This is a genomic window from bacterium (genome assembly GCA_020854115.1).
In the GTDB taxonomy this organism is placed as follows: domain Bacteria; phylum Patescibacteriota; class Saccharimonadia; order CAILAD01.
Map to the genome: position 1 here is coordinate 1 of JADZGC010000012.1, position 17532 is coordinate 17532.

Consider the following 17532-nt stretch of genomic DNA (forward strand, 5'->3'; position numbering starts at 1 on the left):
AGATTTGAAAGCTCGGCCCAATAATGGTCGCGCACCTCATAGTTACCAAAAAGCAGTACCTGACGACCAGATATGCTACCGCTGAGCATCACGATTTGGCGAGGTTGGTACTCACCGTCCTTGGTAAGTGTGAGGTAAGTGATGCCGCGTAGTTTTTGATCTTGAGTAATAATCGGCTGTACAAATTGTCTACCACCAGGATCGTTTGACAGCAGTAGACTTTGTGCGCCCGCAGCACTACCGGGGTTGCCATCATTTACGCTATTGAGCGCATTGACTGAGGCGCGTTTTTGTTCTGGCGAGAGGCTTATGGGGCCACGATTCGTACCCATCCATTCGGTTGAATCAATCAGGGCAAGATAGTTATTGGATGGCGTATTGAGATTGGTCGAAGATAGGGCGGAAAACTTTGACAGCAGTGCGACGAGTAGGTAGGTGTCTGTCCAGGCATAGGCACCGGTTGGCTGCGTAGAGAAGCGTGCCTCCCATGATACGGGTACGGTCAAGCCAATATCGTAGGCAATGGCTTTGGCGCCAGGCGGACGGAGGAAGAAGCGCTGACTGATGTCAGTTCTTGCGCTTGCATCGACACTGGGGCGTGTTGTGATGCTTGGGCTTACACTCTCTGTGGGGAGCACTTTTTTCTTATTTGTAGACAATAGGATGGCTGGCACCGCAACGAATAGCACGATAATGATTGCACCAACTAAGCCGACTAGAATGAGCTTCTTGGTAAACGGCTTTGGACCGCTCGCGCCGGGGTCAAGCGAGGGTGTACCATAGATCTTTTGAAGCTTTGGATTCGGAATGGTGGCTGGTTGTTCGCCGGGCTTCGCAGTGCCAGATGGGTTTGCCGGAGTCGTAGGCGCAGCTGGATTGACTGGCTTCTGAGCATCATTTGACTGTGGGCTAGCTGGAGGCATAATTACCTTTCAGTATACCGCTAATGATTCTTAGGTAAAAGCCCGTGCGTGAGTCATCCCGCGTGTATTTAAAGCATAACTATTTTCGTGGTACTTTCGGCTTATGCTTGAGTAGGTTAAAATGATATGACATGACCAAAGACGCCAACCATCCATTACTTCAAGATCTTAATGACGGGCAGCGTGAGGGTGTCTTGACTACCGACGGGCCAGTTTTGATGCTGGCGGGAGCTGGTTCTGGTAAAACCAAGACACTGACGCATCGTATTGCCTACCTCGTGGACGTCAAGAAAGTGCATCCGAGCGCAATCTTGGCGGTGACTTTTACGAACAAAGCTGCTACTGAGATGCGAGTGCGTATCAACGGACTGTTGGGGCGAGACGCCGAAGATCGGATGTTTTTGCCGTTTCTTGGGACATTTCACTCGATCGCAGTCCGAATCTTGCGGCGCGAGGCGATGCATCTAGGCTACCCGACGAGCTTTGCGATCTACGATGAAGCCGATACTCAGGCGGTGGTGAAGCTGGTTTGTAAAGATCTCGGGATCGAGGAAAAAGTCTTTTCACCGCAATCAATGCGCAATTTAATTTCGAGCGCCAAGAATGAACTCTTGTTGCCTGGCCAATATGCCAAGCTGGCGCAAGGACGAGCTCAAGAAACTGCAGCTATGATTTATCCTGAATACCAGAAGCGACTCAAAGCCAGCGGCGCGGTGGACTTCGATGATATCATCATGCTCGTAGTGCGACTCTTCGAGGAAAATCCTGAAGTCTTGAAGCGCTACCAAGAGCAGTTTCAGTACATTCTCGTCGATGAGTATCAGGACACGAATCACGCCCAGTATCAGCTCGTGCAACTCTTGGCTGAAGGGCGACGAAATATCTGCGTAGTGGGGGATGACTGGCAGTCGATCTACTCATGGCGCGGAGCAAATTATGAGAATATCCTCAACTTCGAGTCCGATTATCCGGATGCCAAAGTCATCAAGCTTGAGCAAAACTATCGTAGTACCCAGCATATCCTCGACGCCGCTCACTCAGTGATTACAAAGAATACCATTCGGACGGATAAACAGCTCTTCACCGAGAAGGGGGATGGCGAGAAGATCGTGATCCAGCAGGTGAGTGATGAGCTTGCTGAGGGTCAATTCGTGATTCAGACCATTGATCGGCTGGTGAGTGACCAGGGATATAAATATTCAGATTGTGCCGTGCTGTATCGGACGAATGCCCAATCTCGTTCGCTCGAAGAGTCGTTTCTTCGCTACAATACGCCGTATCAAATCGTCGGTGGCGTACGTTTCTATGAGCGTAAAGAGATCAAGGATACGCTAGCCTATTTGCGCTTCGTCGCAAATCCGCAGGACAGCGTGAGCTGGCGACGAATCGTCAATGTGCCAGCGCGCGGACTCGGTGATAGGAGTTTGGCTGTCATGAGCGATTATGCGATGGCGCATGGACTCGATTTGCTCGAAGCTTGCAGGCGGACAGACGATGTTGCGGGCCTCACTCCCAAGGCGAAAGTGGCTTTTGCGGACTTTGCAGTCCTCATTGCAGACTTTCGCGAGTCGGCCGAGCGCCTACCAGTTGCCGAGCTGGCGGAGCTAATTGTGAAAAAATCAGGGTATCTCGACGCGATCGAGAAAGAAAACAAAGGCGCACTAACCGGTGCCGATCGGCTCGAAAACGTGCAGGAATTTTTGGGTGTAGCAAAAGGTTTCGGTACGACTGCTCTTGAGGAGTTTCTCTCAGATATTTCCTTAGTCACAGATCTCGATACGTGGGAGAACACCAATGATGCAGTGACACTGATGACCTTGCATGCAGCGAAAGGCTTGGAGTTTAAGGCAGTCTTCATGATCGGTATGGAGGAGGGAATTTTTCCGCATTCGCGCACTATGTTTGAGCCGACGGAGCTCGAGGAAGAACGCCGACTGTGTTATGTGGGTATGACACGAGCGCGTGAGCGACTCTATCTCGTGCATGCGACGATGCGCCTGCTCTATGGGTCGACACAGCACAATCCAATCTCACGCTTTGTGATGGAGATTCCCGCCGAGTATTCGGAAGCCGGGCTTATCAATACGTCGGTTCGCCTCGGTGCAGGAGTATTCGGCAATCAGTCCTGGCGTCAATCTGGCATGGCGCCGGTAGTCCCGGCCGGGCAGCGACTTGACGATCCGTTTCCGGACGATATTCCATCGACTCCAGAATTGAATAAGGGCGACAAGGTTGAGCACTCGACCTTCGGGATCGGAACTGTATTGGATATTGAAGAAGATGATGTGCAGATACTGTTTGAAAAAGCCGGCATCAAGCGGCTCAATATCGGCTTTGCACCTTTGCGTAAGCTCACATAAGGTTATTATTTGCATAATTGGTATCATCCGGAGATAATAAACGTAACTATTAATCGAGCAAAGAAACCTGAACGTGTTAGATTCCGATAAGTTAGCAAGACTGGTCCTTTCAATAATTGTTTCGGTCTGGGGGGTACTGATCACCACACCTACCGCCCTAGCCGCGGCAGACACCTGTACCTGGGACGGGAGTGAAAGTGGGAGTTGGAGTAACGGTGATAACTGGACTGGCTGTGATAATGGTGGGGTGCCAGATAGCGGTGATACGTTAATCTTCCCGAATGGCGCTGGCAACAAAATAAACTCTAATGATATTGGCGTCTTGAATCTAGACTCAATCATCTACTCTGGTGATAACTATACTACTAGTGGCAATGCCATTAATCTAACAGGCGGAGCCCCAAATGTAATCATCTTTTCAGGTAATCTCAATAACCACAACATTGATACCACTATTACAGCTAGCGAATCCAAGGCGATTGCGTACTCTGGTAGTGAAAATGAAATAGGTGGTGGACTTATTTTGGCATTTAGTGATGGGGATATGAACTTCAGCGCAGGTGCAGTAGTAGAATTAGAAGTGTCGGGAATAATCAGTGGTACTACCGGTAATTTTGTGGTCGGTCCTGATAGCGATTTAATATTAACGAACACTAACACTTTCAGTAAAACAGGTATTACTATAAATACCGGAGCGATTCTCGATTGTGGTGCAGATGAATGCACCGGTGCTTATTCGGGGGGAGACACGATTTCAATTTATGGAAGTGGCTGGTTAGCCCTTAACGCAGCTGGTACCTTGGCTGATAACATTGGCTTTATAGATGGAACAGGTTCACCAGGAACTGTTGGAGCTGCAGTTGGTTCTAGCATCAGCGGTAGCATTATAGTTGGTGGCAGTGGAGAAATTAAGGTACAGAACGAGATTGACCTTGATCTTACGGGTGACATAAGCTTTACCGGCGGTTCTTTACTATTTGAGGGTACTGGCTTGTTGGGTACGCAATCTATAACGCACAGCTCTGGCACTATATTCGATAGCCCAGCTGGAGAAATAACGGTAGACAATGTGTATCTAGAACTCAATTCGTCCAATGCCAGCTATGATGGTTCAATCGATGCAATAAATGGTGCGGTTATTCTTGTCACTGATCCTGATGCGCTTGGCTCTGATATTGGCGAAACCATTATCGAAGACGGCAGCAGTTTAGCAATTGACGGGAGTCTCACGATCAATGAGTTAATAACCATAACGGGCCCAGGAGCGGCTGATGGCGATGGGGCAATCTATGTTGAGTCAGGTAGCCCAGAACTTACCGCCGAGATTACACTTGGCGGCGATGCGACTTTGGCTAACTGGGGCGGCGATGGTGATACCTTGCTGCTGAGCGGCAACATTACAGGTACAGGAGACCTAAGCTATATTAGTAACTATTCGTTGGGTAATGCCACAGGCTTTGAGCATTTTGGTACTTCGAGTAATGATTATTCAGGTTCAACTACAATTGATGCGTCTCTAGTTATCGCCTCAAAGACAAGTAATGCAATTACTATTCCTGGTGACGTTACGATTAATGGTGGTTCTACATATGGATTTCTAGAGTTAACCGAGGATAATAACGTGGCTGACGATGCTACAATCACTCTCAACAACGAAACTGGCACAGCTACCTTCTACATACCAGCGTCTATTTCGGATACAGTTGGGACGATAGTTGGAGATGGTACTTTTAGCCTTGGACTCAATACACCAATAATATCTGTTGGTGCAGATAACGAAAACGGCACATTTAGCGGTACGATCACCTCTGACGAGGGAGAGATTGACAAGGTAGGGACCGGTGCCTGGACTCTCACTGGCACGAACGAAACCCTTGATGATGACTTTTCAATATATCGTGTTTCGGAGGGCAAGCTGTTGCTGAATTTTTCTGATTCCTCTGGTCAGTTTTCTGACTACACAGTGACAGGCGGTACACTGGGTGGTAGTGGCGTCATAGGAAATCTCATCGGCACGAATGGAGTAGTCGCTCCGGGGAATAGCCCAGGATGCATAGATCCAGATGGGGATGTAACCCTCTCAAGTAATCTCGCATTTAGTGCAGAATTAAACGGCCCCACAGCATGTACGGATTATGATAGATTAAATGCCAGTGGGACTGTCAATATCAATAATGCGACTTTGCAGGTTGACCCTGGTTATACGCCAGAAGTTGGAACCGTATTTACGATCATTCAGGGCGTAGCTGTAAGCGGTACTTTCGCTGGTCTTCCAGATGGCTCAAAGGTAAGTACAGAGGGGCTAGATTTTCGGGTTAACTATACATCGACTGCCGTGACTCTCACGGCATTGGGCGGGACACTCGCAGATACGGGCGATAATCTTTCACTGATGCTCGCTATTGCGGTCTTGTGTTTGTTCGGTGCAGCGGTATCTATGGGGGCGACCCCGGCTGTTCGCAGAAAGATGCAAAAAAATCAATGAGAAGGACATAGTCTTGAAAAATAATAAAATCATAAAGCAAATACTATGCATGATATTTATTACGGTGGTAGCCTGCTGCTTATACCCAGCAAGAGCCAGCGCAGCCACTATCACGCTTAATGGAAGCTGTTCGATCGATGATGCGATTACTAATGCGAATAATGATGACCAGTCTGGATCTGTCAACTGCACAGCTGGCGCGGGAGATGATATCATAAATATCCCCGCGGGCACTTGGAGCTTTGGTACGAATAATGTTGTTTCAAGTAATATTAGTTTTATTGGTGCTGGACCAGGCACATCGATATTAGATGGACTAGGTACGTACAGCGGACTGTTTTGCGATGGCGGTGCTGGTACGCAGTTTAATATGTCTCTGAGTCAACTGGTCATCCGCGACACGACTGACCCAGGTTATTTGGGGCGAGCAGCGGTAGCGGCGCAAAACTGTAACGTCAACATGATAGCAATTGAGATTTTTGGCGTAGCTTCCGAGACTGCTACTAGCTTTGTAACATCGGATGATACGGATATGTCGGTCATCATTAATGGGCTGTACGTACATGATTCAGTTGGTCCAGGGTTGTACTTTTTTGAAGCAGAAGGCTCGATCAGTACACTTACCAGCACAGTCGAGGGTTATACTGCTTCAGATATGACGGCAGGGCAGATAGGTATGTCCGGAGGTATAGTCACAATGACAAGGACTGGTAATGTGAATACTACTGTGAGAAATAGCACACTCCTACCAAGCGTTTCAACCGGCATAGGCGTGTATATTATGTCTAACGCAGAAAGTGTGACGAATGCAAATGCGACCATTAGCCTCATTAACACAACTATTGCAGGTAATGGCATAGGTGTATTGCCGGCATCAGGAGTCTTCGCCTCATCTTCTGCCAATGTTGGCCTGAGCGCGGCCACGACCGTAAACTTCCAAAACGTGCTTATAGCAGGTAATAATACAGGATCTGGCATTGTCAATTGTGCAGGGCAGAATGCGGCGAGCGGAGGCAGTGAGACGATTACGTTTGCTTCCCAGGGTAATAACTTGTCTGATGATAGTAGCTGCAATCTCGTAGGTAGTGGCGATCAAGAGAATGTCAGTAATCTTCTGACCACACTCGGCCCGCTCCAAGACAATGGAGGCTTCACACCAACTAGGGCATTGCTATTTGGTTCACCAGCGATTGATGCTGGCGCAACGATCGCTGGCCTGACGGATGATCAGAGAGGTGTGGCTCGCCCACAGCACAGTGGCTACGACATAGGAGCATATGAGTATGATGAAGTTTCACAGCAAGGCGGTGGAAATCAGCAAGGCGGTGGAGAGGGTTCACAGGGTAGCAGCCAGGCCGAATCTTTGGCTGACACGGGGGAAAATACACGGTGGATACTTATTGTATCGATATTGAGTATTACTTTAGGTCTTGTGGGAAGCATATTTGCTCTTCGGCGCCAGAAACGGTAGATATTTTCAAGCTGGCTGAATGTATAGAACCCTGATGATAATAGTACTCAAAGCCCCATTTGATCTGTGTTCCGCTCTGAGCTAGGATAAAACATAGACAATGATGGAGCCGAGATTACATAGCCGGAAGCCGAGGAGTCATGCATCGGCTGTGACCGTTTTTTTGCCATTCTCCGCGCTTCTCTTTGCTATGATTGGTGGATATATGCTGCTCTTGACGACCGCTCCAGCGAACCCGTTGCTCGATATAATAACGAATACGTCTATCGATCTGGATAAATCAGATGACCAGTCTGATAATCGAGATAGAATACAAATCGAAAGAATCGGCTTGGAAGTGCCGTTGTATGAGGGGGGAGAAGACTCGCTTGATAAAGGAGTATGGCATCGGTGGCCAGAACGTGGCAACCCCGAAAAGGGCGGCAACTTTATTCTCTCTGCGCATCGATTCAAGATCGGAGTGACGCCAGTTCAGACAATAATCAACTCCCCGTTTTATAACGTTGATAAACTACGAATTGGCGATACAATACGCGTCTTTTGGGATGACGAATGGTATACATATAAGATTAGCAAGACCTATACCGTGCTGCCGAATGCCATTGGGATTGAAGCACCGTCTGAGGAGGCAAAATTGACCCTGTATACTTGCTCACTTGGCGGGTCTGCAGATGGGCGAGTAGTGATAGAGGCAAACCTATCAGATAAAATATGAATATTGCAAAATATCCAATATGGTGATATAATATACAAATCTCTGCTCACGGCTTGTGGTTGTCGACTAGCGACGACTGATATATACTCATCCCCGTCTTGGGGGTGGGCTTTTTATTGCTTCGCGAGCTTTTTGCGTTCGTGTGCCTTGAGGCCACGCTTGCGAATGCGGATTGATTCTGGCGTAACTTCTAGCAGCTCGTCATTTTCGATAAAGTCTAGCGCTTCTTCAAGCGAAAGCTCAGTGAATGGGGTGAGCTGGGTGGTCATGTCGGTACTGGAAGCGCGGACATTTGTCAGCTTCTTTTCCTTACAAACATTGATCTCCATGTCGTCACTGCGACGATTCAGGCCGATGACCATGCCCTCGTAGACTTTGGTGCCTGGTCCAATAAACGCAGTACCACGCTCCTCAACAGTCTTGAGTGAGTAGGTGATCGCAGTGCCGGTTTCGGCAGAAATAAGGACGCCATTACGGAGCTTTTGAAGTGGTGCGCCTACTGGTTCGTAGCCGATCAAGAGGCTATTCATAATGACGGTGCCCTTGGTGGCGGTGAGCAAAATGTTACGTAAGCCCAGTAGGGCGCGGGTTGGGAGGTTAAAGACTAACTCGGTGACGCCTTTGCTAGTTGGCTCCATACTTATGAGTGTGGCGCGGCGCTGACCGAGCTCGCCGGTAATCGCGCCGGTAAACTCATCGGAGACCTCGATCATGAGCTCTTCGACTGGTTCTAGCTTCTGGTCGTCTTCTTCTTTGTAGACGACGGTCGGGCGGCCGACTTCGAGTTCGAAACCTTCACGACGCAACGTTTCGATGAGGACTGAAAGGTGGAGCTCACCACGACCGGAGACGAGGAAGGTGGTGTCTTTTGCTTCTACGCGCAGGCTGACATTAGTCTCGAGTTCTTTCTCGAGCCGGGCAGCGATTTGACGAGACGTAGTGTACTTACCCTCTTGTCCGGCGAATGGGGAAGAATTTGGGCCGATTGTGATTTGTAGGGTAGGAGCCTCGATCTCCATCACAGGTAGGGCTTCAGGAGAGTCGGCGTCAGCCAGGGTCTCACCGATCTGTGCGTCAGTTACTCCGGTGATATGAACGATTTCGCCGGCGTCGGCTTCTGTGATTTCAGCCTTGCCGAGACCTTCGGAAACGAAAATTTTATCAACTTTTGCCTTGAGCTCTTTGCCTTGGGTCGTGATGCGCGTGATGGCATCACCAACGTTTATGTGGCCACGCCGGATGCGGCCGATAGCGTACTTACCTTGGTATGAATCCCAAGCGAGTGAGGTAACGAGCATTTGAAATGGCCTGTCTGCCTCGACCCGTGGGGCTGGTATATGATCGATGATAGCTTCAAAGATCGGCGTGAAGTCACCTTCGGCGCTGGCAGGGTTTGCCGGAATCGCATCCCAAGCCTTCCCTTCACGGCCAATGGCGTAATATGTCCGGTATTCGAGCTGATCGTCGCTAATCGCAAGGTCTAGGAAAAGATGACCGACTTCGTCTTCGACTTCTTGTACGCGTGAGCCATCTTTGTCGACCTTATTAATTACAACTACTGGCTTGAGACCGAGTTTGAGTGCGCGCGTCAATACAAACTTAGTCTGTGGCATAGGGCCTTCTTGAGCATCGACGACAAGAATGATGCCGTCAGCCATCGAGAGTGTACGTTCGACTTCGCCAGAGAAGTCAGCGTGACCTGGCGTGTCGATGATGTTGATTTTATAATCTTCGCCAGCTTTGGTGTACTCGACAGCGGTTGCCTTGGCGGTAATCGTGATGCCTCGTTCGCGCTCGAGATCGCCCGAGTCAAGGATGGTCGTCTGGCTCATTTCGGCTTGGTTATCACGAAAAACGCGTGATTGCTTCAAGAGTCCGTCGACGAGGGTTGTTTTGCCGTGGTCGACGTGAGCGACGATGGCGATGTTGCGAATGTGAGGGGCGTCGTGTTTCATATATTTCCTTGTTTTTGATAATGAGATTATGGGTCAGGCATGTTACTGTTTTTTGAGCACAATAAAAGCCCGGGGCGTGTTTCATAGCCCGACGGGCTTACTTTTATTCGAAATATACAATACCATAAAGCAAAATGAATGTCTACTTTGTACTTGTGGCAATCTTGACGTGAGCGGTTTGAAAGCGTAGAATATTGCCCGACTCGATTTTAAAGGCGTTTGTTGTGGCAATAATTCGAGTATACTAGTAGGTAAGACAAAAGTTTTTGGCAAGCCTGTCTACGGTGGTGCCAAAATAATACCTACCAAGTCCAGTAATTCCATTAATGAACGAGGTGATTATTCGTAATTCCGAACGCGTCCGATCCGTCTGGCGTACGATCAATAGGTTGATTGGGCGACGGAAACACGCATTCAGGGAGGGGGAACTGGAAGGCCAGGCGTTGACTGCTGGTCATAGTTTTACTGTATCGCAAATTTCTCCACATCAGCACGTGTATGATCGGGTGAAACACACCTTGACTCATCTCCTGAAACGGACTCCACATATACTCGATGAAGCTGGTGTGGAGCGTGGGATGGCTGGTATTGCAGCGACGATTACGATTATTGCCCTGGCGTTTGCGTTGACATCTCAGACACGCCACAGCTTTCGTGTATTTGCAGATGAAAAGCGCGTCGTGCAGCTCTATGTCGATGGCAAACGACGTGCTGTGGTGTCGAGTGCTGCGACAGTCAAAGATATTCTGCAGGAAAATGGCGTAGATCTCAAGGCTGGTGATATCGTCGAGCCAGGTGCCGAGACGGTGGTTGATCAACCGAACTACAACATCAATGTCTATCGTGCATTGCCGGCAGTGGTCGAAGATGGCGGGCGTATGATCCAGATCGTGACTGGCTATCGCTCAGCACGCAAGATTGCTGCAGCGGCAGGCGTTACATTATACCCGGAGGATAAGGCTGAGCTTTCACAGGTGCAGGACTTTAAGGACTCACGCTCACTGGGTTACAAAGTGACAATCGATCGCGCATTGCCGGTACAGTTGATCGTCAATGGGCAGGTGGTAAATGTTCGAACGAATAGCAAGACAGTTAGCGACTTACTGGCCGACAAGGGGATTGAATATGAGCCAGGTGACTTGCAGGGAATAGACCCGCAAGCTCCGATCGTGCGCGGTATGCGTATTGTACTTGCAAAAATCAGCCAAGAGACCCTGACCACTATCGAAGATGTTAGCCCGACAACACAGGTGATCTATGATGCAAATAAGGATGCCGGACAGGTCAGTGTGCAGCGTGAAGGTGTAGCTGGGCGCAAGCAGGTCACGTATTTGATCGAAAAGAATAATGGCGTGGAGACCAAGCGCACGGTTCTAGACTCGATCGTCATTACGGCTGCAATTGACCGCGTTGAAGTTCGTGGGTCGCGTCCTCGTTCTGGGATGCCGACTGCTGAACAATGGGCTCAGTTGCGCTTTTGTGAGGCTGGTGGGCGATATAATACTGACACCGGAAATGGATACTATGGGGCCTATCAAATGAATCTTGATTTTTGGAAAGCATATGGGGGGAACCCTGCGATCAAGCCAAGCCAGGCAAGCCCGGAAGAACAAGATGCAGTTGCGTTACGGGGCTACATGAAGCGCGGCGCACAGCCATGGCCGGTATGCGGTAGGTTTATTCGCTAATTCTTCATAATTATGTTGGCGCAACATCTCAAACAGTTACTGACAACGTATAATATTCGACCGGACAAGTCGAAAGGTCAGCATTTTCTTCTCGATGAGACGGTCGTCGAAGACATGCTTGAGGCGGCTGATGTGGGCAGGGGTGACACCATCATTGAAGTAGGGCCGGGGCCAGGAGTACTGACGAGTGCCTTGGCGCAGCGAGCAGGGCAGGTGCAAGCATACGAGCTTGATGATCAGCTGGCCAACCTCATCGAATCTCAGTGCGTTCCAAATGTAGAAATAATACGAGGGGATGTCATGGCTAGTCCTCTCCCCCGGCGGGGGACCGCACTCCCCTACAAAGTTGTTGCTAATATCCCCTACTCGATTTCAGGTATCTTGATTCGGAAATTGCTCACTTCCCTACCCGCGCCAAAATCTGTGACACTCTTGGTGCAGCGTGAGGTGGCTGAGCGGATGTGCGCACGACCAGGAAATATGAGCATTCTCTCGGTCGCGACACAGTTACACGGTAAGGCACGGATCGTGCGCATCGTGCCGGCTGACGCATTTTATCCAGCGCCAAAAGTCGATTCGGCAGTCGTGCACGTCGATGTCTCCGATCGAAAAGGTGGCTTAACACTCGATGTGGACGAGAAGTCTTACATGCGCTTGGTAAAAATCGGCTTCTCGCAGAAGCGTAAACAGCTTAAAAATACACTCGCGGCAGGGTTGCATATATCGCCTACTGAGGCGCTCGAACTCTTGAAGAAAGCCGGTCTAGCTGATACAGTACGTGCTCAAGAGCTCGCACTTGATGATTGGCAGCGCCTTTTGCAAGTAGCGAGCTAGTACATATTCGCCTCAGAGCCACTCCCAAGGGGGATCATGAATCAAGAACCCGATAAGCGACAGAAGCCGCTTTTGTGTCGACTACATTTTCGTCAGTGGTTATCGGATTCAGCTTGGTTTACGCGGGTGCAGATCTGCAACCGTTGCGGCGAATGATCAGACCCGCATCAGGGTTACGTCTTGCAACTTGAGCGAGTATTGTGGGAGGAAGGCAGCATTTTAGGGGGTTGTCGACCAAGCAGCAGGAGGCCTACGTTCGGGCGCATTTGCAGGGGAGCAATCTTGACATAGTACCACCTCAGCCATCCCGCATTCATAGGTGCAACCAATATATCGACCAAAACAACATGCCTTGGTCGTTTTTATAATCGAATTTCCAGATACAGCTTATGCTATCATGGAAACATATGCGCTTTTCACCACGTTCCTTTCGGGTCTTGACCGCAATCTTTCTGTGGGTTGCGCTCGCAGGTTTTGCTTGGCAGCAGCTCAAGCCAGCCCAGGCTGAAGGTGAATTTAGCTATACCATCGATATGAACTACTCAGTAAACGATGACGGTACTACACGAGTTACTTCCACCTACAACATCACCAATAACACCGATAATCGCGTGCTCGCGTCACTTCAGATAAATACCCCAACCAATGACGTGGCTGCACTCGGGGTGCGATATGCTGACGGTACGGCGCTGCCATTTTCGAGTACCGACAAGACCAATACCTCACTCGGATATAGCTATCCATACAAAGAAATCAATCTGCGATTTGCCGATTGGCCGAGTGGGCGCGGCTCCACTCAGTCATTCTCGGTGTCTTACACGACTTCTAGCCTGGTGGATATCAAGGGGGCGAGTCGGACCTTCTATGTGCCGAGCTTGGCTGAGATCGGCAAGAATGAAAACTATAATGTCACGGTTTCTGTGCCAGCTAGCTTCGGTACGCTTATTTCGACCGGTCCAACCCCGCAGATCGATGGAAGTGATGGCGACAAAGTGCGGTATCGTTTTGTGAATGCCAACGAGCTATTGAATCGATCGTTTACCTTAATATTTGGTGATATGACCGTCTATAAGGCGGACTTTGCCTACCCGCTTAAGAATAATACGAACCGCGAGCAAACCTATACCGTCACTCTCCCGCCGAATACATCTACGCAAAAGATAGTCGTCAATAGACTTGATCCGCAGCCAAGCGCAACACGTGTTGATGCCGATGGGAATATCCTTGCAGACTACAAAGTGTCAGCTCGCGGTACAGTCACCGTGCACACGGATATATCGGCGCAAGTTACGTATCGAGCCTATGATTTGACTAAAGGGGGTGTGAAGGCCGACATCCCAGCCGAATTATTGCGTGATTATACTGGCTCGACGAAGTTTTGGCAGATCGACGATATTGATTTACAGACTAGAGCCCAGACGGCGGTAGCTGGCAAGACGAATGTTGTCGAGATCGTGCGAGCACTGCACAAGCTTACAGCCGATACCTTGACGTATAATAACGAAAAGATCAAATACAATATCCGCCAGGGCAGTTATCGCGCACTTCGCAATCCGGGAAATGCGGTGTGCCTCGAGTACTCAGACCTGATGATCGCGCTTCTGCGTAGTCAGGGGATTCCAGCACGCATGCCGGTCGGCTATGCCTATGCCGGCGCACTGAAGCAATCAAAGTCGGTTGCAGACTCCTTGCACAGTTGGGTTGAGGCGTATATACCGGGGATTGGGTGGATCAATCTCGATCCAACTTGGGCGGAGAAGTACGACATTTTCGGTAAGAGCGATCTTGATCACTTTACGTTTGCTATTTGGGGTCGCCAGGATGCACTGCCGGCGGCCGTTATGCAAGATGGCAACGATATGAATTATCAGTATGAGCAGACCACTATTACCTATGACTCATCAATTAATGTTGCGCAGGAGAAGGGTTCGGTGACAGCGACGACATATGTCGTTTTGCCTGGTATAAGCTTTGTGAAATACTCGACTACGGCACCCGGAAATATTGTCGGTGACAATTACGCTGTACTGCTGAAACAATCTGACGGTCGGTCGAGACGAGTAGCGATCGGCAAGATGGCACCTTTACAGAAACAAGATACAGAATTGTTTGTATTTGGCAGGGGTTTCTCGAGTCCAATCCAAGTCGTCTTTGTGCAAAACACCGAGACCGGCGACATCGTCTATGGAGCGGCCACAAGCACTGTCGTGTGGTGGCCAGCAATACTTGCATGGTGTGTAATTGCTGGCATAATACTCCTGATTTTGGTACAATTGAGCATCCATCGACGTAAGAAATTCCGTGAGAATGGATGGACACAATTGTCTAACGGAGCTAACCTACTCGCACGTGAGACAATGGAGCGAGCACTAGCTGCTCAACATAATCCCGAAACCCTTGAGGCCGAGAAGCAGTATACCGAGAGAAAATCATGACCAGGCAAACAAATCCTAAGAAAATACTTATCACGACGCCGATCTACTACATCAATGATCGGCCACATATTGGGCATGCTTATTCGACGATCGCTGCAGATACACTGGCGCGCTATTGGCGCAACAAGATCGGGCCCGAAAATGTGCGTTTTTCTACCGGGACTGATGAAAATTCCAAGAAGACTATCGAGGCTGCACGAGAGGCCGGGCTCGATATACCGACCTACACTGATAAGCTCGCAGCTGAGTGGAGGCAGACATGGGATTCACTCAAGATTAGCTATGATGATTTTATTCGTACCAGTGAGCCTCGCCACAAGCAGGCAGTTGATGATTTGGTCAACAAAATACATGCCGCAGGGGATGTGACGAAGGATATCTATGAGGGGCCATATTGCTTCCGTTGTGAGGCATTCTATAGGTCCGAAGAGCTCGTTGATGACAAGTGTCCGATCCATAAAAAAGAAGTCGAAAATGTCAAGGAAGATAATTACTTCTTCGACTTGCCGAAGTATGCTGACAAGCTCACGGAGCTGATTCGATCTGGTGAATTTGAGATTCAGCCAGAATCACGACGCAACGAAGTGCTGGCCTTCATTGAGCGTGGGTTAGAGCCGATCTCTATCTCGCGCGCCAATCAAGAGATCGGCTTGACCCTGCCATTCGATGAGTCACAGCGCATCTATGTCTGGGTGGAGGCACTCATCAATTACCTCACGGTAGCAGGGTACCCGGGGGCTGGTTATGAAGATTGGTGGAGCAATGTCACCCATATCGTTGGTAAGGATATTATCAAGTTTCACTGCATCATTTGGCCGGCATTGTTGATCTCGGCGGGCGTTGGTCTGCCGAAGCGAGTGATCGCATCCGGGTTTTGGACTATCGATGGTGAGAAGATCTCGAAGAGCCTCGGGAATTCGATCGACCCGGTGGGGCTTGCAGAACAATATGGCAATGATGCTCTGCGCTACTATCTCTTGAGCGAGATTCCGTTTGGGGCGGATGGGAATTTTTCGACCGAGCGCTTTAAGTCAGTCTATGCGAGTGAGTTAGCAAATGGTCTCGGTAACCTTGTACAACGAGTTGCGAGTATGCTGAAGAACTACAATGATAGGAAATACGATCATATGAAGATAGACGAGCATTTCGATACTTCATCTATCGCGGAGGCTGATTTTACTAACGTTTGTGCCGACCTTCAGAAACGACTAGATACATTGAATGCGCAGATCGAGCAAAACAAGCCGTGGGAATTGGTTAAGACTGATAAAGATAGCGCAGTACAATTCTTGGCCCCTCTGGTGGCGCAAATAGTTGATCTCGGCCAGGCAATCGCGCCAATACTGCCGCAGACGGCCGAAAAAGTCGCCCAGATATTCGCAGATGGCGAAGTGCATACTGATATCGGTATTCTCTTCCCGCGCATCGAGGAATAAGTAGTGAATACCGACGATATTTTTGGATTGCTCGATCAGTTTAGTCACATGACGGTCGCAACTATTGCGGGAGATCGACCGCAGGCGGCAACTGTTGGGTTCTCTTTTGATTTGAGCCGCAATGAGATTTACTTTGGCAGTGGAGTAGATACGCGAAAGATGCAAAACCTGCAGAAAAACCCAAGTATAGCACTGGTTTTTGCGACTCCTAAGCTAGGCGTGCAGATCGAGGGACAGGCCAGCATTGCTAGCGTGGATGAAATAGAGCGTATCAAAGCCACGCACATTGCGCGTAACCCTTTCTCAGCAAAGTTTGCTCATAATCCAGATCAGCGCTACGTGGTGGTCCGCCCGAAGTGGGCGCGATTGACCGATTATCGGGATGGAGAAAGTATTCATGAGGTCAAATGGCAATGATTATCGATACGCATGCCCACTTACAGTTTCGGACGCGCAAAGGCACGACAGGTGTCGCTGTTGGCTTTGAAGACATGGCAGATGTCTTGGAGCGGGCGCAGGAATCAGGCGTAACAGACATTATAAACGTCGGTGTGACCCCTGAGGATAGTCGCGCAGCTCTGCGATTAGCGAATGACAAGCAATGGGCAGCCGTACGTACGGGTGTGCGTTTGCACGCCACAGCCGGCATTCACCCGCATGATGCTGGACTCGGTGATCAAGCGCTCGACCTTATCCATGATATGGCCGAAGATGTAATTGCGATCGGAGAGTGTGGTCTGGACTATTTTAAGAATTCAGTGGCCATTGATCCGCAAGAGCATATGTTGCGCTCGCAGGTCGAAATAGCGCTGGAGCATAATCTGCCAGTTGTCTTCCATGTGCGTGACGCGTGGGATGATTTCTTTCGGGTACTGGATGATTATCCCAAGTTGCGTGGCGTGATACATAGTTTTACTGGCCATTCTGAAGAAGTGCAACGTGCATTAGCTCATCCTGGGGAGATGTACTTTGGGCTTAACGGTATCATGACATTTACCAGAGATGAGGCTCAATTGATAGCAGCTCGTGCCATACCGATGGAGCGACTCTTGCTCGAGACGGACTGTCCGTTTCTTGCGCCTGCTCCATATCGTGGTAAACGTAATGAACCGGCTTATCTTCCGGCGGTGGCCGAGTTCCTTAGTTCATTACATGGGGTCGACGTCGCTGAGATTGCGCGTCTCACAACCGCAAATGCGCATGAACTATTTGGTATAGGCGACTAATAAC

The 17532-nt window shown here is 49.4% G+C and carries 12 protein-coding genes; 10 read left to right on the forward strand and 2 right to left on the reverse strand.

Annotated features, from left to right (window positions below):
* Positions 1–923: hypothetical protein (locus IT415_02060; GenBank protein ID MCC7543470.1), on the reverse strand; the 923-nt coding region annotated here is incomplete at its 3' end.
* Positions 924–1054: 131 nt separating this feature from the next.
* Here IT415_02060 and IT415_02065 point away from each other — a divergent pair.
* The 4 genes from IT415_02065 (at position 1055) to IT415_02080 (ending at position 7954) form a co-directional block, all read left to right on the forward strand.
* Complete coding sequence (locus tag IT415_02065) at positions 1055–3283, forward strand: UvrD-helicase domain-containing protein (GenBank protein ID MCC7543471.1); 2229 nt, start codon at positions 1055–1057, stop codon at positions 3281–3283.
* A 73-nt stretch (positions 3284–3356) separates the two neighbouring features.
* Positions 3357–5768: a hypothetical protein gene (locus tag IT415_02070; protein ID MCC7543472.1), complete on the forward strand. Its 2412-nt coding sequence runs from the start codon at positions 3357–3359 to the stop codon at positions 5766–5768.
* A gap of 49 nt (positions 5769–5817) precedes the next feature.
* The gene (locus IT415_02075) at positions 5818–7239 is read left to right on the forward strand and encodes a hypothetical protein (protein MCC7543473.1); all 1422 of its coding nucleotides are present in this window, start codon (positions 5818–5820) and stop codon (positions 7237–7239) included.
* A gap of 205 nt (positions 7240–7444) precedes the next feature.
* Positions 7445–7954, forward strand: coding sequence for a class E sortase (locus IT415_02080; protein ID MCC7543474.1), 510 nt, complete (start codon positions 7445–7447; stop codon positions 7952–7954).
* Between the two features lie 113 nt (positions 7955–8067).
* Here IT415_02080 and typA read toward each other — a convergent pair whose 3' ends face one another.
* Complete coding sequence (gene typA / locus IT415_02085; protein ID MCC7543475.1) at positions 8068–9909, reverse strand: translational GTPase TypA; 1842 nt, start codon at positions 9907–9909, stop codon at positions 8068–8070.
* Positions 9910–10235: 326 nt separating this feature from the next.
* On the opposite strand from typA, the gene IT415_02090 reads away from it, so the two are divergent.
* From IT415_02090 to IT415_02115, 6 genes are all read left to right on the forward strand, one after another.
* Positions 10236–11597 carry a DUF348 domain-containing protein gene (locus tag IT415_02090; GenBank protein ID MCC7543476.1) on the forward strand — a complete coding sequence of 454 codons (1362 nt, stop codon included), beginning with the start codon at positions 10236–10238 and terminating at the stop codon, positions 11595–11597.
* A 12-nt stretch (positions 11598–11609) separates the two neighbouring features.
* The gene (rsmA, locus tag IT415_02095) at positions 11610–12431 is read left to right on the forward strand and encodes a ribosomal RNA small subunit methyltransferase A (GenBank protein MCC7543477.1); all 822 of its coding nucleotides are present in this window, start codon (positions 11610–11612) and stop codon (positions 12429–12431) included.
* Between the two features lie 407 nt (positions 12432–12838).
* Positions 12839–14866: a transglutaminase family protein gene (locus IT415_02100; GenBank protein MCC7543478.1), complete on the forward strand. Its 2028-nt coding sequence runs from the start codon at positions 12839–12841 to the stop codon at positions 14864–14866.
* Complete coding sequence (locus IT415_02105) at positions 14863–16302, forward strand: methionine--tRNA ligase (GenBank protein MCC7543479.1); 1440 nt, start codon at positions 14863–14865, stop codon at positions 16300–16302. The genes IT415_02100 and IT415_02105 overlap by 4 nt, the downstream gene beginning before the upstream one ends.
* A gap of 3 nt (positions 16303–16305) precedes the next feature.
* A complete protein-coding gene (locus tag IT415_02110) occupies positions 16306–16719 on the forward strand; it encodes a pyridoxamine 5'-phosphate oxidase family protein (GenBank protein ID MCC7543480.1) in 414 nt (137 codons plus the stop codon).
* Entirely contained in the window at positions 16710–17528 is an 819-nt protein-coding gene (locus IT415_02115) for a TatD family hydrolase (protein MCC7543481.1), read from the forward strand. The genes IT415_02110 and IT415_02115 overlap by 10 nt, the downstream gene beginning before the upstream one ends.
* Positions 17529–17532 lie beyond the last annotated feature (4 nt).